We start from the raw sequence: 22,268 nt of genomic DNA, 5'->3' as shown, positions 1-22,268 counted from the left end.
ACCGTTGCCGATGCGGACGCCGGGCATCACCGTCGCGCGGTAGCCGAACCAGACGTCATGTCCGACCACGGTCACGAGCACGAAGTCGGAGACGGCGCATGTGCTGGTCTCGTCATCTCTGATCACTTCTGATCATACTCATGCTGAGTCAATGCTGACTTTTATGATGACCCGTCAGTTCGCCGTCGACCATTGAGGGTAACGCTGTGTGACTGTTGGGTGCTCGGAGTCGCTGACGCGTAGCTCGCCAGCGCGCCCGTATTTCTGTCGCCACCTGCGCAGACTTCACCTGCCCCGGACCCGCATTTCGGTCGTGCTCGCCAACTTCTCCCCGCGCCTGAGCGCGAAGAACGACACCGAGTCGGCGACTGGGTCGAGGTGAGCAATGTCGAGTTCGCCTGCACGTCTCGGTTTCGGGAGGACCGCTGAGTATGGCCTCGATGGTGTACATGCGACCGTTCTCTGGCGGCAACCTGGATTGGACCGCCGCTGTGTCCCAGGTCCGTGGAAGACCCCGGACGGTATCTGGGTTGCGCCTTGGCCGTCCTGAGCTCTTCGCATGGAGACCCTGAGGCTCCCCCTGCTGGCCGGACAGCTTGATACTGGGACGGATGGTCCCGGAGGAAGCAGTCACAGGGAAAGCGACCGCCTTCTTCGCGCAGGACAAGGTGAGGTAGACACCGTGGCACGGTGTCGTTTCATCGATGCGGAGAAGGTATCGGAGGGTAATCCTGCAGGTCACAGCGTTGCGTTTCTGTGCCGTGTGCAGAGAGTGCCCCGTTCCGCCTACTACGCGCACAGGGCGTCATGGCCGGCCCGGACGGTGCGGGAGCGGGCCGAGGAGGTGCTGGTGGGCGAGATCCGGGTGCTTCACGCCGGATCTCGCGGTGCCTACTGGGTCCCGCGGATCCACGCCGCCCTGCGGCGGGCCGGGCGGGTGGTGAACTCCAAGAAGATCGAGCGGCTGATGCGCAAGCACCGGATCGTCGGGATCACCCGCCGTCGGCGGCGGGGCCTGACCCGGCAGGCGAAGCGGGCGGTGTTCGCGCTCGACCTGATCGGCCGGGACTTCACCGCGCCCCGGCCCGGGATGCGGCTCGTCGGTGACATGACTGAACTCGGCACGCTGGAAGGGAAGTTGTATCTGGCGACCTGTATCGATCTCGCGACGCGGGAGGTGGTCGGCTGGGCGATGGCCGACCACCACCGCGCCGAGCTGCCGGTCGCCGCCTTGCGGATGGCGGCCGGGCGTGGCGGCCTGGAGCAGGGTTGCGTCATGCATACGGATCGCGGCAGCGAGTACACGAGTGACGAATTCCGCAGCGAAATACGCAAGTTGCACATGAGGCAGTCGATGGGGCGCGTCGGCTCTTGTGACGATAATGCCGCCGCGGAAAGCTGGTTCGCCATCCTGAAAGCGGAGATCGGGACGACCATGTGGGAGACCCGCGAGGCCACCCGGGCCGACGTTTTCCGCTACGTCGAGTACAACCGCAGCCGGCTCCGCCGGCACCCCGACTACGGGTACGTCACCCCGCTCGAAACGGGATCCTTGCTCAGGCAGAGCCTCGTTCCGGCAGCGTAAACACCCGCTGTCCAGTTCGCGGGGGGAACTTCAGTATGCGCTTCCCACCACAACCGTGGGAGGTGAAGGTTGTCTGCTGTCAGCTGGTTGATCGTTTCGCGCGGTGGGGACGGCTCAGCGCATCTGATGCTTCGAGGCCATCTCCAGGTTGGATTCGATCGCTCTGACCTGGGCTGTCAGGTATCTGGGCACGAAGGCTCCGCTGCGCGTACGTTTTCAGCAGTTCGCGGTGGTGAACCTCGTCGCGGGCTCGGCGCCGCTGCCTGAATCCGCTTCGGGGAGTTGCCAGCGGGCGATGCCGCCGTAGGCGTCTTCATTGATCAGCGCTCCACCCTTTGTGGGCACGTTCATGTCGGTGATGGCCTTGTACTCCCGGTTGGATTCGATCTCGGCGTAGGGGGTGTGGGCGTCGATGCAGCCCCACCACGGCGCGTCCGTGCAGTCCCAGCCCTCGGCCGTGTCCGGGCCATGCTCCCACTTGATGCCGTTGTCGGTTTGCGCTCCGGGCATGCCTCCGGTCTTGGACTTCATGGTGAAGGCGATAGCCAGGGCGTACTTCCCGGACAGGGCGAGGGTCTTGTCCTTGGCGAATGCGTTTCGATAGGCGATTCCGGTGAGCGTGAACTGCATTGGGTGACCTTCGGTGTCCCTGAGTGTCACGGTCTGACCGATCGATCTCGTCGTTGGGTCTCCGTCGTCGATCCCCTGTGGTGCCTGGCTCTCGGTCCTGGCGTGGGCATCCCGGCGGCGTCGAAGTCGGCAGTGTCCGCACCGATCAGGGTCATGTGGCCGGCGAGTCTCCGGCTGTTCTGCGAGGGCGGCTCCCCCTTGACCTGCTCGGCACCGGGGACCTGCCAGCTGTCGGGGAGGCGTTTCCAGACCATCGCGGCGTCATCGAGCAGGCCCCCGCGCACGTCGCGGTGGCGCGAGTGGTCTGCCCGGGCCACCGGGGAGCCGACTGCGAGCGCGGCTCCTGAGCTGCCCACGACGAAGGCTCGCCGGGAGATCGGGGTCATGGCTTCGGCCTCCCGAGGGCTCCCGGCACCATCGATGGCTTTCTCACCGTCAGAGATCCGAGGAATATGCGTCTGGACGAGGATGATCCGGGCGTTCGTCGTCTCCTCGCGCCGATACATTGGATGACTCGCGGAATCAGTGACATGGAACGTCGTCGTCAAGTCTTCAGACGTAATTGATCGGGCGAATGAGTCGTAGAAGCGGACCGCTGGGAGCTGCGGCGGCTGGTGGTGCGGCAACGCGACCCCGAACAGGGAGGCCTTGTGCGGAGGTACCGCAATGGGGATCATGAGGCCGCCGCCCGCGAAGGCAGCACCTGAATACTACTCAACTCATATGTCTACAACGGAGTTTGCATGAGGCTATGGATGCGCTCGGGGGCCGTGGCGGTTGCCGCCGCGCTGGCCCTGGGCATGGCGCCCGGGATCAGACCCGGCCTGTCGGCCGCGGCGGAGACCGCACCGGCGGAAGGTACGGCGCACAGTGGCGGCCGCACCGTCACCCTGATCACCGGGGACACGGTGACGACCGACGGTGCGGGGCGGGTCACCGGGGTCCGGGCGGGTGAGGGACGCGAGGACATCGCGATCTCGGTCCACCGCTACCAGGACCGCAGCTACGTGATCCCCGGGGACGCGGTGCGGCCGCTGGCCGAGGGCACCGTGGACCGGCGGCTGTTCGATGTGACGGAGCTGCTCGCCTCGGACAACGGCGACACACAGCGGAACTCGACGCCGCTGATCGTGACCTACCGTACGGCCGGTGAGGAATCGGCGAAACGGGAACTCGCCGCCGCCGACGCGGACGTCGAGCGGAACCTGCCGGTGATCAACGGCCAGGCGGTCGAGGTGTCCGGGGCCAACGCCTCGCAGGTGTGGAACGCACTCACGGACGCCGGTACGGGCGCCAGGGCGGGTGCCACCCGGATCGCCTCCGGCATCGAAAAGGTGTGGCTGGACGCCGCCCGGACGGCGAGCCTGGACCAGAGCGTGCCGCAGATCGGCGCGCCCACGGCATGGGCCTCCGGCTACGACGGCAAGGGCGTCACCATCGCCGTACTGGACACGGGCGTGGACCAGACCCACGCGGATCTGGCTGACCAGGAGATCGCCGAGAAGAACTTCGGCTCCTCGCCGGACAACGTGGACCGGGTCGGCCACGGCACCCATGTCGCCTCCACCGCGGCCGGTTCCGGCGCCAGGTCCGGCGGCCGCTACAAGGGTGTCGCCCCCGGCGCGAAGATCCTCGACGCCAAGGTCCTCAACGACAGCGGATCGGGCTCCGAGTCGGACATCATCGCCGGTATGCAGTGGGCCGTCGACCAGAATGCCAACGTTGTCAACCTCTCCCTGGGCGGCACCGACAGCGCGGGCACCGACCCGCTGGAAGAGGCCGTCAACACCCTGTCCGCCACGACCGGAACACTGTTCGTGGTAGCCGCCGGCAACGCGGGGCCCCTCGCCGGCACCGTCGGCTCTCCCGGCAGCGCGGCCGCCGCGCTCACCGTCGGCGCGGTGGACAAGCAGGACCGGATCGCCACCTTCTCCAGCGTGGGCCCCACCCAGGACGGCTCCCTGAAGCCCGACCTCACCGCGCCGGGCCGGTTCATCGTCGCAGCCAAGGCGGCCGAGGGCACGATAGGCACCCCCGCCGGCGACGGATACGTCTCCCTCAACGGCACCTCGATGGCCACCCCGCATGTCGCGGGCGCCGCGGCCATCCTCGCCCAGCGGCACCCCGACTGGACCGGGCAGCAGCTCAAGCAGGCCCTCGTCTCCTCCACGAAGCCCACGGCCGGCCTGACCGCGCAGCAGCAGGGCACCGGGCGGGTGGACGTCGCGAAAGCCGTCGGACAGACGGTGAGCAGTGAGGCGTCGTCCGTCGGCTTCGGTGCACAGCAGTGGCCGCACACCGACGACACTCCGCTGACCAAGAAGATCACGTACCGCAACACCGGCACCTCGGCGGTCACCCTCCGCCTGGCCGTCCAGGCGACCGACGCCGACGGAAAGCCCGCTCCCCGGGGGCTGTTCACCGTTTCGCCGAAGCGCGTCACCGTGCCCGCGGGCGGCACCGCCTCCGTGAACGTGACCGCCGACACCCGCACCGTACCGGCGGGAGGCGATTACTCGGGCGCTCTGGTCGCCACTGGCGGCGGCCGGAGCGTACGCACCGCCCTGGCGGCCGACGCCGAGGTGGAGTCGTACGACCTGACGATGAACGTCCTCGACGGCAACGGCGACCCGGCGTACTTCCCGTTCATCATCCTCTACGGCCTGGACAGCCCGGCCCTGCTGTGGAACCAGCGGGACACCGACGGCATCGCGCGGTTCCGCGCGCCGAAGGGGGCGTACAACGCCTTCGCCCTTGTCACCACCTGGAGTGGTGCGGGCGCGGGGACGGCGGAACTGGTGCAGCCGCGGCTGTCGCTGACCGCGGACACCCGCACGGTCCTGGACGCCCGTGAGGCCAAGCCGGTCTCGCTCACCCCACCGGACCCTGACGCCACGTCCAACGGCGCCTACGCCTCGTACATGATGCGCGCGGCCGGGTCGGGTCTCGCCGTGGGCATTCTGACCGGCAGTGATTTCTCGCGGCTCAGGATCGCCCAGTCCGGCGCCTCGGCATCACCCTCCGACGGTTTCGAGGCCCAGGTCGGCGCCACCTTCAGCAAGGGCACCGACACCGCGTACGACCTGCTGTACACCAAATCCGGCTCGTTCTTCGACGGCTTCTCGCACACGACAAGTACGAGCGAACTCGCGCGCGCGGACATCAGCGCGGGCGCTCCCGCGGCGGGCAAGACGGGCAGTGTCGGGGCCGCCTGGTACTCGCCGTTCGACGAGGGCTACAGCGTCGCCGCCACCGACTTCGCCCTCCCGGGGCGTCAGCGGCACTACGTCACCGTGCCCAAGAACTACACCTGGGGCTTCGACTTCCTGCAGAAGGGCGCGGACGACGGCCACGAGACGTACCAGAGCAGCGCGGGCCGGACGTACCGGGCCGGACGGAGCTACTCGGAGACCTTCAACACCGGAGTGTTCGGCCCCAGCCTGGCCGAAGGACCGGGTGGCGGAGGCGTGTCGCGTACCGGTGACGACCTGAAGATATGTCTGCCGCAGTTCACCGACGGCTCCGGCCATGTCGGCGACTCCGTGACCGGGACGGCCAAGGTCACCCTCACCTCGGGCGGCGTCCCCTACCTGTACCGCACATCGAGCGCACTGGAGAGGAAGTACCTGCGCTGCCGGCCCGTCACCACGCTCCCCGCGGCACGGCAGTCCTACCGCCTCACCTCGGAGTTCTCCCGGCCTGCCGAGGTCTCCGGGGTCAGCACCCGGGTCAGCGCCTCCTGGACGTTCGTCTCCGGCCGTGTGTCCGGCACGCGTGAAGCCGTACTGCCGCTTTCCTCGGTCCGCTTCGCCCCCGAACTGACGTCAGCCAGCACGGCGAAGGCGGGCACCCGTCTGACGGTGCCGCTCGTCGTCGAGGGGGCGGCGGCCACGCGGGGAGTGAAGGCGCTCACGGTGGAGGTCTCGTACGACGCGGGGGCCACCTGGCGGAAGACGGACGTCCGTTCCTCCGGGAGCACGCGCCAGGTGACGCTGACCCACCCCGCGGACGCCGGGTCCGTCTCCTTCCGAGCCCGTCTGACGGACACGGGCGGGGACACACACACGGTGACGATCACCGACGCGTACCGCCTGACACGCTAACCGCAACGCCGTGTAGTTAGGGCTTGCCGGGAAACAAGCCCCAACTACACGGCGTTCCGCCCTAGCTTGACTCTGTCGGGGATCTTGGAGTTGTCAAGGTCAGGTGCCCAGGGTGCGCCAGGATTTTGGCCTGGAGATCCCGCACCGGTCGAGGTAGCTCTGGAAGGCGGTCGGTCGTCGGGAACGGGGTGCCTTCTCCGTTGGTGGGAGACCGCTGAGGCGCTCGATGTTGATGGCGATGGCCGTCAGGACGTGCTGAACGTGGGCTTTGCTCTGTCCGCGGTAGCGACAGCGGCGCATGCCGTGTCCGTGGGCGAACTCGTTGACCGTGCCCTCCACTCCGGAGCGGACCGCATAGCGGGCCTTCCACTCGGGCGTCTGCTGCTCGGCACGGACGCGGAGTTGCAGGTCGCGGAGCTCGCGCGGGGGAAAGCCCACGGTGCGGGCATTGTCGGCGGTGCTGGTGCACTGGGTGCGGGCAGGGCAGGGACGGCACTGGCTCTTGGTGAACCGTGCCACGATCAGCGGGGCAGCGGTGGGCGAGGAGGTCGGGTAGGGGCCGTGCCAGCCCGCGCTGACCTGGCCCTGGGGACAGGTGACCCGCCGAAGGTCGAAGTCGATGTGGAAGTCGTCCCGGGCGAAGCCCTCGCCTCGGCGGTGCTGGTGCGTGGGGTTGCTCTTCAGCGGCCCGGAGACGGTGACCTGGTGTTCACGGGCGGCTTGTTCCAGGTGGGGCAGGGAGGTGTAGCCGGCGTCGACCAGGTGCTCGGCGGGCAGCAGTCCGCGGCGGGCCAGGCGGGTGTGGATGCCGGGCAGGACCTGGCTATCGTGGGTGGTGGACGCGGTGGTGGCCACGTCAGTGATCACGTTGGGGCCGTCGGACGCGCAGGTCTCGGTCAGATGGGCGGCGAACCCCTTCCAGCTGATGATGTGTCCGTGCCGTGCGTAGCGGGCCGAGGTGTCGTAGGGCGAGACGATCGCCCGGGACGAGGGCGGTAGCCCGGGCCCGCCTTCCTTCTCTGCGGTGCGCCAGCGCAGGCGTCCTGCGGCGTCACGGTGGTAGTTCTGCACCATGATCTGGCGCAGGGCCTGGACGCGGAGACCGGACGTGCGGTGCGCTCCGTGCCGGTAGAGATGTTCCAGGAGCCGGACGCCGTCGTCTCCGGCGGCAAGAATCCTGGTCATGGGCTTGGTGGGGTTCTTGCCCAGGCGGACTGGCCGGCCGTAGCGGAGTCCCCAGTCCTCGTCGATGAGCCCGTCGAGCAGGTGAGGGGAGGTGCCGGCGACTTCTTCGAGTGCGGCGCGGACCGCCTCGGTGATCAGCTCCAGGCGGGTCAGGTCACGCACCGCGGCCAGGACGTGGGTGGAGTCGGTGCGCTGCGTAGTGCGCTCGCGCACCAGTCCGGCCTCCTTGAGGCGGGCCAGTGCGAGGTCGAGGAGGCGGTCGGCACGGCCGTCCTCGGTGAGACGGTCGCGGAAGTCGGCCAGCACGCTGTGGTGGAAGCCGGGATCATCCAGTTCCATGGCCATGGCGTACTTGAAGTCGATGCGGCAGCGGACCGACTCGGCGGCCTGCCGGTCCGACAGGCCAAGGAGGAACTGCAGTACGCAGACGGTGGCCAGCTGAGCAGGCGAAACCCCTGGACGTCCGTCCCGCGGGTACCAGTCGGCGAAGTCCTCGTCGCGCCACAGCCCGTCCAGCCGGTCCCGTACCCATATCGCCGTCGTGCCAGCCGGGTTGCTCGCCCGCGCGATCTGCGCGGTCAGAGGCGGAACGTGCTCACCGGAACGGGGGCGCAGGGACAACGGGCACCTCGACAGCTTCATCGGACGGCGGAACTACCCGAGCATGCCCGTCGACCATGCTGCCGCACCGGGAAACTCCAAGATCCCCGACAGAGTCAAGCTAGGGCGTGTTTCGAAAGTCCCTGCCCCAGCCTTCGGCCGGGAGGTGCCCCCAGCCCGGCGACGCCCGGCTCCCGGGGCCCGTCCGACGACCCCCGTCGCCGTTGTAGCCCGTCGGCGGCCTCGCGCTAGGTCAACTCCGCTTCTCCAGGCTCCACTTATGGCACCCGATTGCCTCGATCGGACGTCAACTCCGCACAACCCCGTGGCCCCGATTCTCATCCTCTCCTCAGGGACGAGAGAGATGCCCGGGACACCTGAGGCGACTGAGGTGCCCGGGCGCTGGAGCCAAACAGGAGGAGAACGACGTTGATCCATGCCCGGCGCACATTGGTCGCCGCTGCGGCGTTGCTGGCGGTGGTGGTGGGGTCGCAAGGAGTGGCGCAGGCCCGGCCCGCCGCCGAACCCGCACCGCCCGCGACATCGGCCGACCCCGACGGCAGACTGCCGGCGGGCTGGCAGATCACCGGGGCGAGATCGGGTCAGCAGCTGACCTGGCGCTCGACCACACCGGTGCCCATGGGAGACGCCGCCGTCGAGTTCTACTCCGGCGACCGGCTCCTGGGCCGGCCCCTCGCCGCCAAGGACGGGCACACGTTCAACCTCGCCCTCCAGGGCGTGGCGCTCGGACCGGCGAAGGACTTGCAGGTACGGGCCGCCGGCCGCCGCCTCGACGAGGCCGGCATCGAGGCCGACTCACGGCGACGTGCCTCCAAGGCCCCGGTGAAGCCGTCGGCCCTGCCGCCCGCCAACCCCGTGGACCCCGGTGTGCCCGGCCCGTACCGCACGGTCAGCGGTGAGTACGAGCTGAAGTCCGTGAAGCTGCCCGACTTCCCCGAACCGGTGGAGATGCGCGCGGCCGTGGTCGCGCCGGCCGAGGCCGAGGGCAACCGCCCGCTCGCCCTCTTCCTGCACGGCCGCCACCCCACCTGCTACACCGGGGGCCCGGAGGGCGAGTTCGTCGGCGGCTGGCCCTGCCCCACCGACTCGAAGCCGGTACCGAGCCACCGCGGCTATCTGCACGACCAGAAACTGCTGGCGTCCCAGGGCTATGTGACGGTGTCCATATCCGCCAACGGCGTCAACGGACAGGACTACCTGGCGGAGGACGGCGGAGCGCAGGCCCGCTCCTCCCTCGTACGGCAGCACCTCGCCCAGTGGGCCAACTGGTCCGGCGCCGGACGGACTTCGGCACCGGCGATCGTACGGAAGGCCGCGCGGGCCGACCTCTCGCGCGTACTCCTGGTCGGTCACTCGCGGGGCGGCGAGGGCGTGAACCGGGCGGCGATGGACAGTCTCTCCGAGCCTCCCGCCGACCGGGACGGCTACCAGGGTCCGGTGCGCTGGAAGATCAGCGGGACCGTCCTCATCGGCCCCACCATCTTCGGGCAGAACCCCACTCCCGACGTGCCGTCGATGACGATCCTGCCCGGCTGCGACGGCGATGTGGGCGATCTGCAGGGTGAGATCTTCGTGGACGGGACACGCGGCGTCAGCCGTGGTGCCGCCCTGCACAGCGCGGTCTACATGGTCGGCGCCAACCACAACTACTTCAACACCGAGTGGACGCCGGGACAGGCCGAGGCGCCCGCCAACGACGACTTCTGGGTCGAAGAGGAGTCGCCGGACCCGGTGTGCACGCCGGGCACCGCGACGCGCCTGACCGCCGAGCAGCAGCAGACCGCCGGTTCCACGTACATAGCCGCCGCGGCCCAGGTGTTCGTCGCGGGCGACGACCGGGTCCGGCCACTGCTGGACGGCTCCGGCGTAAGCGCGAAGTCCGCGGGTCCCGCCCGCGTCCTCACCCACGCCGTCGGCGCCCGTCGCGCCGGCGCGTTCCTGCCGGATCCCTCGGTGAAGGTGGACGGCGGCCGGCTGTGCGAGCAGGTCGACCCCGACCCGGCGACGGCCTGCCTGAACCCTGACGAGCCCGGCAGGTCACCGCACTTCGCCGACTGGGAGACGGAACGGGAAGCGGGCCGCAACGCCGTGGCGCTCGACTGGTCGACGCCGGGTTCCGTGGTACGGGTGCAGCCCGAGCGACCGGTCTCCGTGACCGGAGCCGAGTCGCTGGCCCTGCGCGTCATCGTGCCCCCGAACACCACCGGCACCCGCATGGACGTGTCCCTCACGGACACCGCGGGCCGACGGGCGAAGCTCGGCGACATCCGCCTCGACGGACTGCCGGGCTCCTCGCAGACGGCCTCGTACTGGGGCCAGGAGGTACGCGTGCCGCTGACCGCCGCGACCACGGCCGGGCTGGACCTCAAGCAGGTGAAGTCCCTGGAACTGACCCCCCTCAGCGGCTCGGGGAAGGCGTGGCTGATCGATGCCTGGGGCTGGCGCCCCGGCATGGCGGACGTACAGCCGGTCTCACTGCCCCGCGTCGACATCGGCAGGCTGGCCGCCGACGAGGGCGACTCCGGAGTCAAGACCTACCGCGTGCCGGTACGGCTCTCCGGGCAGGGCAGTGGACAGATCCGGCTCTTCGTCTCGGACTCCGCGACCCGTGAGACCACGTCCAGGGTGGTGACCGTGCGCCCCGGCGGCGAGAACATCGACGTGCCGGTCGACGTGCCCGGCAACACCCGCTACAACTACGGCACGACGTACAACGTGTTCGCGAAGGCCGTCCACGACACGGTGGTCGGCAACCACCGCGGCGGCCTGATCGTGAAGAACGACGACCCGCTGCCCACGTTCAGCGTGTCGCCGGTCCTGAGCCGGGTCGCCGAGGGGCAGAACCTGACCTGGCGGATCACCCAGTCCGCGGTCGCCGACACGGAGATCTGGTTCGACGCCGCGTTCGCACCGGTCGACGGCGCCGAACTGTCCACCACCGACGTCGACCCGGACTGGCTCGGCGAAGTCACCGGTGAGTCACCGCCCCCCGCCCGGTCGGCCGGTGAGTCACTGGCCCCCGCCCGGCCGCTGTCCGAACTGGAAGGGCTCAATCTGCCCATCGCCATCCCCCCGGGCGAGCTGAGCACCGACGTGACCATTCCCATCGTCGCGGACGGCGTGAGCGAGCCGGAGGAGTCGCTGCGGATCAAGCTGTCCCTCTGGACGATGGACGGCGAACGGTTGGAGGGGCCGGTCCTCGACGGCACGGTGACCGACGCGCCGTAGTGGCTCTGTAGCCGCTCTTCGATCGGCTTCGATCGGCTTCGGCTGGCTTCGAGCGACTTCAACTGAACGGAATCAGATGCGGGGGCCCGGAAGTTCCGGGCCCCCGTTTCGCGTTCCCTGGGCTCCCCAGGTTCAGTCCGTGGGCCCGTGAGCCATGATGCGGCGCAATTCCTCGCTGAAGTCGGCCGCTGTCGGCTCCAGCAGCAGCGCCGCCAGGGGGGATGTCGGCCCGCAGCCGTTCCCGGAGGGTCTCTACGACGCGCAGCACCTTGAAGGAATCACCGCCCAGATCGAAGAAGTCGTCGTCCCGGCCGACGGCGGCGACCTGGAGCACCTCGCACCACACCTCGGACACGATTCCCTCCGCGTCCAGATCCGCGTCCGCGTCCGTATCCGTATCCGTATCCGTATCCGTATCCGTATCCGCATCCACGTTTTGCGCGGGCGCGGGCGCGGGTTCGGCCGACCGCTTCGCCGCCCAGGTCTCCAGGAGACGGCGGTCCAGCCTGCCGTTCGGCGTCAGCGGCAGTTCGTCCGCCACCTAGATGGCCAACGGCACCATGTACGGCGGGAGCCAGGTCCGAAGAGCCTCGCGTACGGACGACGGCAGGCTGTCCGGTGCCACGCCCTCCTCGGGCACCACGAACGCGGCGAGCCGCTTCCCGGGCCCCGAGCCGTGCGCGACAACAGCCGCCTGCCGGACCCCCGTACAGCGCTTGGCGGTCTCCTCGATCTCGCCCGGCTCGATACGGATGCCCCGGATCTTCACCTGCCGGTCGGCCCGAGGCTGGAGCCGGTGGTGCGGCTGGCCGAGCGGTGCGGTCTGCCCAAGCTGGCCGACGAGCACGTCCGGCTGCCCGCCTCGAAGGACGGCACCGGCACCTTCCCAGCGGCGAAACTGATGTCGCTGGTGGGCGGCGTGGCCGCGGGCGCCGACGTCATCAACGCCTGCCGGGCCCTGGGTGCCCGCTTCTCCATCACCATGCGGATGAACGCCTCCGTCAAAGCCACCATCGCCCGCATCGACGAGGACGCCTGGACACCGATCAATATCCCCAAGCGGTCTGGGACGAGGAGGGCCAGTGCTGGATCTCCGACGCCGAGACAGCCGAGATCCGCTACACCGCTTTCACTTCCAAGCCGAAGAAACAGCAGGTCACCGCCGGACTGATCGCGCGCCGCTTCAAGCGCCTGAGCGCCGGTACCGTTCCCGCCGGGCAGGGCACGCTCTTCGATACCTGGCGCTACCACGCCGCGTTCACCGACTCCCCGCTCGCCTTGAGGGATGCCGAGCGTGATCACCGCCGGCACGCTGTCGTCGAGCAGGTGATCGCCGATGTCAAGAACAGCGGCTTCGCCCACGCGCCGTCCGGTCATTTCCAGGCCAATGCCGCGTGGCTCGCCCTGGCACCCAACCTGACCCGCGCCGCCGGCGCCCCGGCCTCCGCGTTCCATGCCAGGGCGACCACCGCCACCATCCGTGACCGCCTGATCAACGTGCCCGCCCGCCTGGCCTGCTCCGCCCGCCGCCTCACCCTGCACCTGCCCGAGCGCTGGCCCTGGAGCGAGGACTTCACCCAACTGTTCAGCACGGTGCATGCACCGCTCGCCCTCTGACGCTCCCTGACCGACCTGCCCGAAAGGGCCCGAGACCTCTCAGGGCTTCGGCGTAGTTGCTTGACGTCCGGTTCGTGATGATCTGCTGGCCCGGCGGGGTTCCGGGAACGTGACAGGCACGGACTTCCGAGATCATGGAGTTCTCGACGCTCTGTGATCCGAGTGGAAGAACGTGCCTGCCGCAGGTGGTCAGGGTGCGGATCTGATCGGGGAAGTCCGCGTCGGGCAAGGGCAGGCCGAGGTCGTCATCGACGTATCCGACGGCAGCCGGGACATAGCCGAGGACAGCCCCCACCGCTGCGGGCACGGCAGCCGAAGCTGGACGTCGACTTCACCCCGCTCCGCGATGTGAATGCAGAGGGCTTCGGCCAAGTAGCCTGAGTCAACTCCAGGTCCGCAGTGGGGACGGCTCGGGTGACGGTTGTCATTCCTGACCTGCTGGGCCGGGGCAGTTCGGTCGAAGCTACCGAGCATGGTCAGGCGTGGTTGTGGGCCTCGGGCTGGGGCGTGCTGCGCTGTCGGCCTCGGATCGCTGCGGCGGCGCGGTGCAGCTCGACAAGGACCGTTCGGACGGCCTTTCGTGCGGTGCGCTCTGGCCGGTGGAGTACATCGATGTGGCGCAGGGCGTGGACTCCGCTCAGCGGTCTGAGCACGACGCCGGGGTGTGGGCGGGTGGTCCAGCGCGGCATGAGTGCCAGGCCGCCGCCGGCAGCCACGGCCTCGGCGACCACCGCGAACTCGTGGATGGGGTGGACGATGTCGAGCCGGCGGTTGGCGACGCTGGCGATGGCCTCGATGGTGGCCATCAGTGGGAAACCGTCGTGGACGGTGATCCACGGCTGGTCTGCCACATCCCGGGGCGAAACCTGCGGCCTGGAGGCCAGAGGGTGACCGGCCGGCAGGGCGACATCGAGAGGTTCGTGGAGCAGAGTGGCGGCGATCACGGTGCGCGGCCACGGCGGACCGTGGCCAAGGCGATGGGCGAGCACAAGGTCGTAGTCACGGGTAAGGGCGGGGAAGCGGTGCTGTGCGACATCTTCGTCGGCGAGAGCCAGGCGGGGGCTGCCGGGGTCGGCGAAGCTGCGCAGCAGAAGCGGCCAGAACGCAGAGGCCGCGCTGTGGAACGCGGCCACAGATACCTTGCCGTCCGGTTGTTGCGTGAAGTCGGTGACGGTGTGACGTGCCCGGGCCAAAGCGGTCTCCACTTCGATGGCCGCAGCAGCCAGAGCCTTCCCGGCGTCTGTCAGCACCACCCGGCGGCCGGCGCGTTCGGTCAGCGGGACCGGAACCGAACGCTGTAGCAGTCGTAGCTGTTGGGAGATCGCGGACGGTGTCACGTGCAGCGCCTCCGCGACTGCGGTGACACTCCCCAGCTCTCCCAGTTCCCGCAGGATCCGCAGCTGTCGCTCATCCATCCTGTCAGTGTAGGGCTACTACAGGTTCCTTTAAGAAGTTGGCTGTGGTCTTCAACATGCTGGTCGTGCAGGGTGGGGGCATGCTCGTTGCCCGCCGCACGGATGCGGTTCTTCTCCTGGTGGCGCTCGTCTGGGGCTCCAGCTATCTGGCAGCCAAGACGGCCACCGTCGCACTCCCGGTTCTGGCGGTGCTGTTCGCCCGGTACGCCATCTCCGCTCTCGCCTGCGGCGCCCTGGTCGCCATGCGCCGCCGGGTCTGGACCCGCGACGAGGTCCGCACCGGATCGCTCCTGGGAGTCACCCAGGCTGCCGTTCTCGTGCTGGAGACCTACGGGGTGGCGCACACGAGCGCAGCCAATGCCGGACTGATCATCAGTCTCACCATCGTGCTCACCCCCCTGCTGGACCGTAGTGGGGGCCGCAGGCTCCCCCCGGCGTTCTTCCTCGCCGCGGGCCTGTGCGTCCTGGCCGTCGGGCTGCTCACCTCCAGTACTGGACTGCACGCGCCACGGCTCGGAGACGCCCTGATACTCGCCGCAGCAGTTGTACGGGCAGGGCACGTCGCGCTCGTCGGCCGGCTCACCGCCGGCCGCCCCATGGACCCGCTCCACCTCACGACCGCTCAGACGGTCGTCGGCACGGCACTGTTCCTGCCCCTCGCGATCTCCCACCTTCCCCGCCTGGCCCACAGCAGTGCCAGTACCTGGTTCCAGCTGATCTATCTCGCCCTGTTCTGCAGCGTGTTCGCCTTCCTCGCCCAGACCTGGGCCGTGCAGCAGACCTCGGCCAGCCGGGCCAGCCTGCTGCTGGGCACCGAACCGATCTGGGCCGTCGCCATCGGGATCAGCCTCGGCGGCGAGCGGCTCACCGTGTGGGCATCCTTCGGCGCCGCGCTGATGATCGCCGGAACGTACTGGGGGCAGGTCATCGAACGCACCCACCGCACCACTGCACCACCCACCGCGAAGGAAGAGACAGCGTTCCGGACAACGACACCTACCAGCGCCTGATCGATCTGTTCGACACCACTCGGACGTCCTACCGGCTCTCATCGATCACGAACCGGACGGCACCACGGACTCGGTCAGCGCCCTGCGCGGACACCCCGTGTCCCACGCAGGGCACCGCATCATCCTCAGAGTCAGAATCGACCGGCGAACCACTCGCCACGTACTCGCCGTCGTCCCCGGAGACCGACGCGTCGACCTGGACGCCGTCCGCGCGCTCTTCAACGCCCGGTACGTCGGGTTCAACGACCGGCAACCGCAGAACGACTGGCCCACGCCGCCCCCGGCACTGTTCTTCCCTTCGCATTCGATCCCGACGTCGAACTCGTGGCTGACCCCGAAGTCGCCGCCCGAACAAAGCTCTACTTCAACGCCGCCCGCCTCGACCGCACAGCCACCATTTCGGGTGCCGACTACGCCCGACTCGCCCAACCGCGCATCGAACACATCGCCAGCCCTGCACCTACCGCAGCCCACGAACCCGACCGGCATGAACGCACCACTACCTGACCCCGGTATCGGTGGACGACGGCACCCACAAGCTGAACAGAGCCACCCCGAAAACCTGCGTCCGAAGGAAACGACCCTGCTGGAGAAAATCGCCGCGGCCTGCCCGGAGATGACCGCACTTGCCGATCTCGTAGGCAGCTTCGCCGCCCTGCTGAAACCGGTCGAGGGCAACGACGTGAAACTCACCGAGTGGATCAAGGCCGCCCGAGCCGTCGACCTGCCCCACCTGCGCAGTCTCACCAGCGGCCTCGAACTCGACCGGCCCGCCGTGAACGCCGGCCTCACCTTGCCGCACCACAACGGCCGCACCGAAGGCGTGGGGACTGTAAAACGTTCGGCTCTGTCACGGCATCTGGAGTCCCCGCGGCTGAGCTGGTCAGTGTGTTGCCGGGGTGGATGCGGGCGTGAGTACGGCCACCGTGGTCATGAACGTTTGTGACGACGTATCAAGACGCGGTGGCCGTGGAAGCAACGATAGCCGAGCGGGCGTGGGGCGAGGCGTTCGGGAGGGCGATGTGGGCGGTCGCGGGCTGCTTCGCGCGACGTGAAGCCCGGGCGACGGCGGCGGAGTTGGTCGTGGGGCTGTTGCTGGAGGTGGACGCGCGGAACTGCTGGACGCTCGCGCAGGTTCTGGGGCATCCGGGCCCGCGCAGGCTGCAGCACCTGCTCTCGCGCGCCCGGTTCGACCATGAGCGGGCCCGGCGGGAGATCGCCTGCCTCGTGATCGATGAACTCGCCGGTCAGAGCGTGGTGCTGGTGGCGGACGAGACGGGCGATGCGAAGTCGTCCACGGACTGCGTGGGCGCCGGCCGGCGATACTCCGGTGCAATCGGCGGTGTCGGACTGTGCCAGGCATCGGTGCACCTGGCAGTAGTACCCCCGAAGCCCTTCCACAGTCGGCAGTGGAAGGGCTTCCTCCTCTCAAGTTCAGGCTTTGTGGGCCGACCTCGGTCCAGGGCGCAGCAGCAGGGTGCAGTTCCCGGGAGGATTTCCTGACCACATCTTTCGGGCGGGAGCGCGTTCGTCGCGTCGGCCTCCGTCTCATCGCGGACCGCTCTCCGGTCCGGCCGGTCACGCGACGGGCGGGTTGAACCGGGAGTAGTTCAGGAGTTCCCATCGCAGCGGGCTGGCGTTGTCGATCTCCACTACGGTGTCGATGGCGAACTCCACGACGCGCAGGGCCCCTGGGTACGCCGCGGCGCTGCGGGGGTCCCAGTCGATCCGGCCCGTGCCGGTGAGCTGAAGAGTGTGGCCGCGCTCCCAGTCGAGAAACAGCAGGCCGCACGCGGGGTCGAGGTGCAGGTTACCCAGCGTCATGTAGAACTGGTTGCCGGTGTAGTCGGGCCAGCGCAGTGTGCGGGGCCCCGCGACGGTGACGAAGCCCGGCATGCCGCCGCGGTGTGACGAGTCGGCGCCGTGCTCGGGGGCGCGGCTGGCGATGAAGAAGGTGTCGGCCTGCTCGATCCAGCGTCGCTGGTCGTTGGTGAGCTCCTTGCCGGTGCGCGGTTTCCCGGTCGGCGCGACATCGGCCGGCCCGGTGGTGACGCGGCTCTGCAGGTACTTCGGGCAGTTGCCGAGCACTTGCTCGGTGCGCATCCGCAGGCCGTCGCCGTCGCGTTTGGCCACGCCGTTCGCCCGTATACGGCGCTGGGTCTGCGGGTGCAGGGCGAGCACGCCGATGACGCGTTCCACGTCGAAGGCATGGCGGAGCGGATCGCCGGGTGCGGGCAGCCCGCGGATGACGAGGGTCCGGTCGTCCACCGGCTGGGCGAAGCCGGGATGCCCCGTCACGATCGTCGACCAGACGGCGCCGGCGTCGTCGGCGGCTCCGATGATCAGCATCTGCTGGGCGCGGATGAATGGGTAGAACCCGTGCGGGATCTCCGGGCCGAACATCGGCGATCCCCATCCGGGGCCGCCTTCGTCAGCCTTCCGCTGGACCGCCTGCTCACCGGCATGATCTATGGGCAGCGCCATGGGGTGCCTCCTTGATTAGCGTGCAAGCAGGTCGGGCAGCTCGCCGAGGACCTGATCGAAAACGGAAGGGTCGTCCAGGACGCGGGCTACCACCAGGGCGCCCTCGATACGGACGAGCGCGGCACGGGCCCGACTCTCCGCGTCCTGTTCGCCCGCCCCGGCCCTGGCGGCGGCGCCGGCCATGGCCTGGAGCCATGCTCGGGCAAGCCGGGTGGCGTGGGCCCTGATGTCCTGCGGCGCCCCGATCAGTGTCATCGTGTCGAGGACGCAGGCCATGCGGCCGTCCCTGTAGACGAGCGCCATCCGCTGTGCCATCTCGGCGACGCCTTCGGCGACATCCGGCTCCGAAGCGAGCGGCTCGAAGATCTCGTCGAACCGGGTCTCCATGCTCGTGAGCACGGCGGCCGCCATGGCGGGCTTGCCGTCCGGGAAGCGGTGGTAGAGGCTCGCGCGTTGCAGCCCTACCGCCCGCGACAGGTCGGAGAGCGACGCTCCGGCGTACCCGCTGGCCCGGAAGACCCCGGCGAGCCGTGCATGGATCAGTTCATCGTCGACACTCGCTGTCCGTCCCATAGCGATAATTTACCGAACGTTCGGGAAAATGCGAAATCCCGAGGTGCGACAGGGAGCTCGCTCATCACGATCCACGGTTCCGACAGGGGACGCACATCGTCGCAGCGCTGCGCTAACAGTTCCCGGGCCTCACCAACGGCCGTACCCAGGCGGAGCGCATGCCCGACGGCATCGCCATCAACGCCGCGTTCGCCATGGGTGTCGCTGCTCCGACAACGGACGCCCGATGGCGCATCCATCACCCAGACCTCGCCCGGTACGCCACTGGCTCGTAGCCGGCCGGAGTGTGCGACATCCCGTGAGTTCTCCCGAGTGCCCGTGGCGGCTTGGCCCTCTGGTCAGGGCTGTTGGCCTTGCTGAGGGCGGCTTGCCTCTCAGTGAAGAAAGTTCAGGATTCCTGAAGCAGTCTCACGTCTGTCGATGGTTCGGCATTCAGAATGAAGTTGAGGACGCTCGGGTTGGCTCTGGCAGCGGTGCGTGATCTCCGCGAGCTCCGGGCGCCAGCCTCTTCTGAGGAACTGGAGGCGTTCGAGGCTGATGTGCTGTCGGGGTTCGTGCTGGCGCGGGCCTCGGCGGGGCTCGCGGACGGCACGATCCGCGGGGATGTTGGGAATCTGGAGCAGATTCGGACGTGGTTCGGGCGTCCGTTGTGGGATATGGAGCCCTCGGACGCCGACGCGTACTTCGGGCGGGTGCTTCGAGGATCGCCGCGGCGGCCGGCCGCCGACGTTCGATCCGCAGGACTACAAGGCTCGGCACGCGGTTGAGTGCGGTATCAATCACCCCAAAAGGCACCGCGCTGTGGCCACGAGGTACGACAAGCTCGCGGTCCGCTATGAGGCGACCGTCCTCGTAGCGGCCATCAACGAGTGGCTGTGATCAGCATCTTCGCGATTGGCCTGGTGGCCCTTCACCGATCCTCCGCTCGAATGCCTGGGCGACAGCCAGGCTGTCTTCGTAGACATGGTGCCGGGTGACAAGGCCGTCTTCGACCGTGAGATGTAGAGCGAACCGAGCGCGATAAGCACGTCCGGTGGGCCGGGCGGTCTGGCGAATCTCACCGAGCGCGACCGCGTCGCTTCCGTCGATGAGGATGCGCTCGACCTCAGTGGCCACGTACTCCGGTACGTGGTACTCGACAAGCTCGCGAAAGTGGGCGGCCGCGTCGGCCCGGGTGGACCGGTGACGGATCCACGGCGTGGCAGTACGGCCGTGCTCGGCCGCCGGTCAGCCGAGCTTCCAATCGCGCCGGTGCAGGCGGCCGCGGCCGCGACGATGCACGCCGTCCGCTACGTGGCAGGGTCATCTACCTCTGGGCGGCGGATTGATCACCGGAGGGGCTGGAAGGTCGCGCGTACGTCGCGGACGAAGCCGTCGGGCTGCTCAAGAGCGGTGAAGTGGCCGCCGGCCGGGAGTTCGTTGAAATAGACGATGTTGCTGTAACGGCGTTCGAGCCAGCGACGCGATTTGCGGACGTGCTCCTTCGGGGGCATGGTGAACCCGGTCGGCAGGGCGGTCGGGCTCTCGATCGTGGCCGGACTCGACCAGCCGGCCTGCGCCATCTCCCAGTAGAGCCGGGCGGCCGAGGCGGCGGAGTTGGGCAGCCAGTACAGCATGATGTCGTCGAGCATCTCGTCGAGGGTGAAGCTGGCCTCCGCGTCGCCTGGAGTGCCGCAGGTGTCCTGGAACATGGCGTAGATCCAGGCCGCCAGCCCGAGCGGGGAGTCGGCGAGGGAGTAGCCGATGGTCTGCGGGCGGGTGGACTGTTGCTTGGCGTAGCCGGACAGGTTGTCCCAGAAGTACTTCGCGCTGCCGAGCATGGCCCGCTCCTGCGACGTGGCGTCGGCGATTTCCTCGGGAGTGGGTCCGAACATCGCGAAGTTCAGATGCATCCCGATCAGCCCGGCCGGGGCACGCCGGGCGATCTCGTCGGTGACGCCGCAGCCGAGATCGCCGCCCTGGGCGGCCCACCGGTGGTAGCCGAGCCGGTCCATCAAGACGATCCAGGCATCGGCGATCCGTCGCAGGTCCCAGCCGGTCCGCGCCGGCTTGGCGGAGAAGCCGAAACCGGGAAGGGTCGGCACCACCAGGTGGAAGGCGTCGCGGGTGTGCCCGCCATGCGCGACGGGATCGCTCAGCGGCCCGATGACCTTGCGGAACTCCAGCACCGACCCGGGCCACCCATGCGTCATGAGCAGCGGCACGGCGTCCGGCTCGGGGGAGCGGATGTGCAGGAAGTCGATGTCCAGGCCGGCGATGGTGGTGCGGAACTGGCCCAGGTCGTTGAGCTCCTTCTCGCAGCGGCGCCAGTCGTACTCGTCGCGCCAGTACTCGACCAGGGTGCGCAGCTTGTCGCTGGTCGGGCCCTGGCTGCTGTCGGCCACCGTGCGCCCCTCGGGCCAGCGGACGCGGCTGAGCCGTTCGCGCAGGTCGGCCAGTTCGGCATCGGCGACACGGAGGTGGACGGATTCGATGTGGCCGGTCATGGGAGTCACCTTTCAGTGGTGTGCGTGCGGCCCTGATGCCGATGAAGCGCCGTCGGACTGGACCTCGGCGTTGAGCAGCGGCAGCAGGGTCTGATCGACGAGGATCCGCTGCTCGTTCTCGCTTGGCGGTTCGCCGCCCAGCAGGGTGCGCAGGAAGAGGTGCGCGAGGGCCAGGCCGATGACTGCGGGTCCGCGCTCCGGATCCACGTGCTCACCCCGCGATACGGCCCGCGCGCAGATCAGCGCGCCGTCGTGGTCGCTTCGCTCGTCGATCTGGGCGCGTACGACGTCACGCAGGACCGGATCGGCGCGAATGGCCTCCAGCAGGCCGAGCAGCGACGGTCCGGCGTCGCCGCCCGTGAAGGTCCGCGCGATGTTCCGCACAGTCAGCAGCAGATCACCGCGCACGCTGCCGGTGTCCGCCAGCTCGACGGCACGGCCCTCGGCGTGCTGCCGCAACGCGTCAGCCACGAGTTCGGCCTTGCTCGGCCACTTGCGGTAAATCGTCGCTTTCGACGCGCGAGCCCGGGTGGCGATCGCATCGACGGTCACCCGTTCATAGCCGACCCCGACCACCAGTTCGGCTGTCGCGGCCAGGATCGCCTGCTCGCGAGCCGCGCTGTGTGAACCCGGCCGGGGCTTCGGGCGCGTGTTCTCGGCGAGCGTCGTCGAGGATCTGCGGGTCCATTCCATAAAACAAAACTGTACCGTACAGTTTCGATGTGGCCAAGCCCTGGACCTTCCCGCTGCGGACAGGGCGTTGGTCCGCGGCTCGGGCTTCGTGTGCGTCAGTGCTGTCGCGCACCCATTCCGACGTGGCGGAACCTTGTTCCAGAATCTTTGCGGAACCGCGTTCCAGCGAAGGGGCCTGGCTCATCGCGGACAGCTCGGCCCCGGTGACCAACTGCCCGCGCCGGCCAGCGCGGGATAGAGGAGAACCGCTCGCGCCTGCGCAAACGCGGGATCAAAGCGGTTATCCCCGAGAAGAAGGACCAGATCGCCCACCGCAAGAACCGCGGCTCACGCGGCGGGCGGCCCGTCACCTGGGACAAGCAGCTGTACAAGCTCCGCAACAGCGTCGAACGCACCATCAGCAAGATCAAGGACTGGCGCGGCCTCGCCGTCCGCTACGACAAAAAGCCTGAAAGCTGCCGGGCCGGACTCGAATTATGCGCCGGCCTCCTCTGGATCCGACACCTCGGATCACAGCCGTGATCACGACTCCACACAGGCCCTAGGGCGTGTCCGTAATGTCAGTCGGGGAGCCATAGTCGCAGGCAGGCGATGGTGACCAGGGCTTTGTAGTGGCGGGCTCGTTTGTCGTAGCGAGT

General features: G+C 68.8%; 19 protein-coding genes and 4 pseudogenes. 10 read left to right on the top strand and 13 right to left on the bottom strand.

Going from position 1 to position 22,268, the window contains the following annotated elements:
• Positions 1 to 72 (bottom strand): annotated as a pseudogene (locus ACFXPL_RS35085) (antibiotic acetyltransferase); the annotation flags it as partial.
• A gap of 487 nt (positions 73 to 559) precedes the next feature.
• Here ACFXPL_RS35085 and ACFXPL_RS35080 point away from each other — a divergent pair.
• On the top strand, positions 560 to 1,585 hold the full coding sequence (locus ACFXPL_RS35080; RefSeq protein WP_384927212.1) for an IS3 family transposase: 1,026 nt from the start codon (positions 560 to 562) through the stop codon (positions 1,583 to 1,585).
• A gap of 216 nt (positions 1,586 to 1,801) precedes the next feature.
• On the opposite strand, the gene ACFXPL_RS35075 is transcribed toward ACFXPL_RS35080, so the two are convergent.
• On the bottom strand, positions 1,802 to 2,215 hold the full coding sequence (locus tag ACFXPL_RS35075) for a hypothetical protein (RefSeq protein ID WP_384927211.1): 414 nt from the start codon (positions 2,213 to 2,215) through the stop codon (positions 1,802 to 1,804).
• A gap of 26 nt (positions 2,216 to 2,241) precedes the next feature.
• Positions 2,242 to 2,763 carry a hypothetical protein gene (locus tag ACFXPL_RS35070; RefSeq protein ID WP_384927210.1) on the bottom strand — a complete coding sequence of 174 codons (522 nt, stop codon included), beginning with the start codon at positions 2,761 to 2,763 and terminating at the stop codon, positions 2,242 to 2,244.
• Between the two features lie 195 nt (positions 2,764 to 2,958).
• On the opposite strand from ACFXPL_RS35070, the gene ACFXPL_RS35065 reads away from it, so the two are divergent.
• The gene (locus ACFXPL_RS35065; RefSeq protein WP_384927209.1) at positions 2,959 to 6,318 is read left to right on the top strand and encodes a S8 family serine peptidase; all 3,360 of its coding nucleotides are present in this window, start codon (positions 2,959 to 2,961) and stop codon (positions 6,316 to 6,318) included.
• 99 nt (positions 6,319 to 6,417) lie between these two features.
• Here the strand turns inward: ACFXPL_RS35065 and ACFXPL_RS35060 are convergent, their stop codons facing one another.
• Positions 6,418 to 8,124, bottom strand: a complete 1,707-nt coding sequence (locus tag ACFXPL_RS35060; protein ID WP_384927208.1) for an IS1182 family transposase — start codon at positions 8,122 to 8,124, stop codon at positions 6,418 to 6,420.
• A gap of 408 nt (positions 8,125 to 8,532) precedes the next feature.
• Here ACFXPL_RS35060 and ACFXPL_RS35055 point away from each other — a divergent pair, with 408 nt between their 5' ends.
• On the top strand, positions 8,533 to 11,352 hold the full coding sequence (locus ACFXPL_RS35055; RefSeq protein ID WP_384927207.1) for a hypothetical protein: 2,820 nt from the start codon (positions 8,533 to 8,535) through the stop codon (positions 11,350 to 11,352).
• Between the two features lie 58 nt (positions 11,353 to 11,410).
• Here ACFXPL_RS35055 and ACFXPL_RS35050 read toward each other — a convergent pair whose 3' ends face one another.
• Genes ACFXPL_RS35050 through ACFXPL_RS35040 form a run of 3 tightly spaced genes read right to left on the bottom strand, consistent with a single transcriptional unit; the run spans position 11,411 to position 12,714 of the window.
• The gene (locus ACFXPL_RS35050; RefSeq protein WP_384927206.1) at positions 11,411 to 11,893 is read right to left on the bottom strand and encodes a phosphopantetheine-binding protein; all 483 of its coding nucleotides are present in this window, start codon (positions 11,891 to 11,893) and stop codon (positions 11,411 to 11,413) included.
• Positions 11,894 to 12,121: a hypothetical protein gene (locus ACFXPL_RS35045; protein WP_384927205.1), complete on the bottom strand. Its 228-nt coding sequence runs from the start codon at positions 12,119 to 12,121 to the stop codon at positions 11,894 to 11,896. It abuts the gene before it with no gap.
• Positions 12,118 to 12,714, bottom strand: a complete 597-nt coding sequence (locus ACFXPL_RS35040) for a hypothetical protein (RefSeq protein WP_384927204.1) — start codon at positions 12,712 to 12,714, stop codon at positions 12,118 to 12,120. The genes ACFXPL_RS35045 and ACFXPL_RS35040 overlap by 4 nt, the downstream gene beginning before the upstream one ends.
• Here ACFXPL_RS35040 and ACFXPL_RS35035 point away from each other — a divergent pair.
• Positions 12,679 to 12,969, top strand: a complete 291-nt coding sequence (locus tag ACFXPL_RS35035; protein ID WP_384927203.1) for a hypothetical protein — start codon at positions 12,679 to 12,681, stop codon at positions 12,967 to 12,969. The two genes, ACFXPL_RS35040 and ACFXPL_RS35035, sit on opposite strands and share 36 nt — an antisense overlap.
• A 476-nt stretch (positions 12,970 to 13,445) precedes the next feature.
• Here the strand turns inward: ACFXPL_RS35035 and ACFXPL_RS35030 are convergent, their stop codons facing one another.
• Positions 13,446 to 14,384: a LysR family transcriptional regulator gene (locus ACFXPL_RS35030; protein WP_384927202.1), complete on the bottom strand. Its 939-nt coding sequence runs from the start codon at positions 14,382 to 14,384 to the stop codon at positions 13,446 to 13,448.
• Between the two features lie 80 nt (positions 14,385 to 14,464).
• Between ACFXPL_RS35030 and ACFXPL_RS35025 the strand changes: the two genes are divergently transcribed.
• The 4 genes and pseudogenes from ACFXPL_RS35025 (at position 14,465) to ACFXPL_RS35010 (ending at position 16,897) form a co-directional block, all read left to right on the top strand.
• Positions 14,465 to 15,394, top strand: coding sequence for a DMT family transporter (locus ACFXPL_RS35025; RefSeq protein ID WP_384927214.1), 930 nt, complete (start codon positions 14,465 to 14,467; stop codon positions 15,392 to 15,394).
• A gap of 3 nt (positions 15,395 to 15,397) precedes the next feature.
• Positions 15,398 to 15,901, top strand: coding sequence for a YbaK/EbsC family protein (locus ACFXPL_RS35020; protein WP_384927213.1), 504 nt, complete (start codon positions 15,398 to 15,400; stop codon positions 15,899 to 15,901).
• Position 15,902: 1 nt separating this feature from the next.
• Positions 15,903 to 16,226: pseudogene (locus ACFXPL_RS35015) on the top strand (ISL3 family transposase); the annotation flags it as partial.
• 131 nt (positions 16,227 to 16,357) lie between these two features.
• Complete coding sequence (locus tag ACFXPL_RS35010; protein ID WP_384927201.1) at positions 16,358 to 16,897, top strand: transposase; 540 nt, start codon at positions 16,358 to 16,360, stop codon at positions 16,895 to 16,897.
• Between the two features lie 75 nt (positions 16,898 to 16,972).
• Here ACFXPL_RS35010 and ACFXPL_RS35005 read toward each other — a convergent pair whose 3' ends face one another.
• Both ACFXPL_RS35005 and ACFXPL_RS35000 read right to left on the bottom strand, forming a co-directional pair.
• Positions 16,973 to 17,878 (bottom strand): pyridoxamine 5'-phosphate oxidase family protein, encoded by a 906-nt coding sequence (locus tag ACFXPL_RS35005; RefSeq protein WP_384927200.1) that lies wholly within the window; start codon positions 17,876 to 17,878, stop codon positions 16,973 to 16,975.
• Between the two features lie 15 nt (positions 17,879 to 17,893).
• A complete protein-coding gene (locus ACFXPL_RS35000; protein ID WP_384927199.1) occupies positions 17,894 to 18,451 on the bottom strand; it encodes a TetR/AcrR family transcriptional regulator in 558 nt (185 codons plus the stop codon).
• Positions 18,452 to 18,888: 437 nt separating this feature from the next.
• Between ACFXPL_RS35000 and ACFXPL_RS34995 the strand changes: the two genes are divergently transcribed.
• Positions 18,889 to 19,218, top strand: coding sequence for a hypothetical protein (locus ACFXPL_RS34995; protein WP_384927198.1), 330 nt, complete (start codon positions 18,889 to 18,891; stop codon positions 19,216 to 19,218).
• A gap of 112 nt (positions 19,219 to 19,330) precedes the next feature.
• Here ACFXPL_RS34995 and ACFXPL_RS34990 read toward each other — a convergent pair.
• The 3 genes and pseudogenes from ACFXPL_RS34990 to ACFXPL_RS34980 all read right to left on the bottom strand — a co-directional run.
• A pseudogene (locus ACFXPL_RS34990) lies at positions 19,331 to 19,696 on the bottom strand (nuclear transport factor 2 family protein); the annotation flags it as partial.
• An 83-nt stretch (positions 19,697 to 19,779) separates the two neighbouring features.
• Positions 19,780 to 20,937 (bottom strand): epoxide hydrolase family protein, encoded by a 1,158-nt coding sequence (locus tag ACFXPL_RS34985; RefSeq protein ID WP_384927197.1) that lies wholly within the window; start codon positions 20,935 to 20,937, stop codon positions 19,780 to 19,782.
• A gap of 12 nt (positions 20,938 to 20,949) precedes the next feature.
• Entirely contained in the window at positions 20,950 to 21,630 is a 681-nt protein-coding gene (locus tag ACFXPL_RS34980) for a TetR/AcrR family transcriptional regulator (protein ID WP_384927196.1), read from the bottom strand.
• A 243-nt stretch (positions 21,631 to 21,873) separates the two neighbouring features.
• Here ACFXPL_RS34980 and ACFXPL_RS34975 point away from each other — a divergent pair.
• Positions 21,874 to 22,152: pseudogene (locus ACFXPL_RS34975) on the top strand (transposase); the annotation flags it as partial.
• Positions 22,153 to 22,268: the final 116 nt, after the last annotated feature.

It is taken from the genome of Streptomyces sp. NPDC059092, assembly GCF_042756365.1.
Taxonomy (GTDB): domain Bacteria; phylum Actinomycetota; class Actinomycetes; order Streptomycetales; family Streptomycetaceae; genus Streptomyces.
Note: the sequence above shows the minus strand (reverse complement) of the source record. Positions and strands in the feature narration are given on the sequence as shown.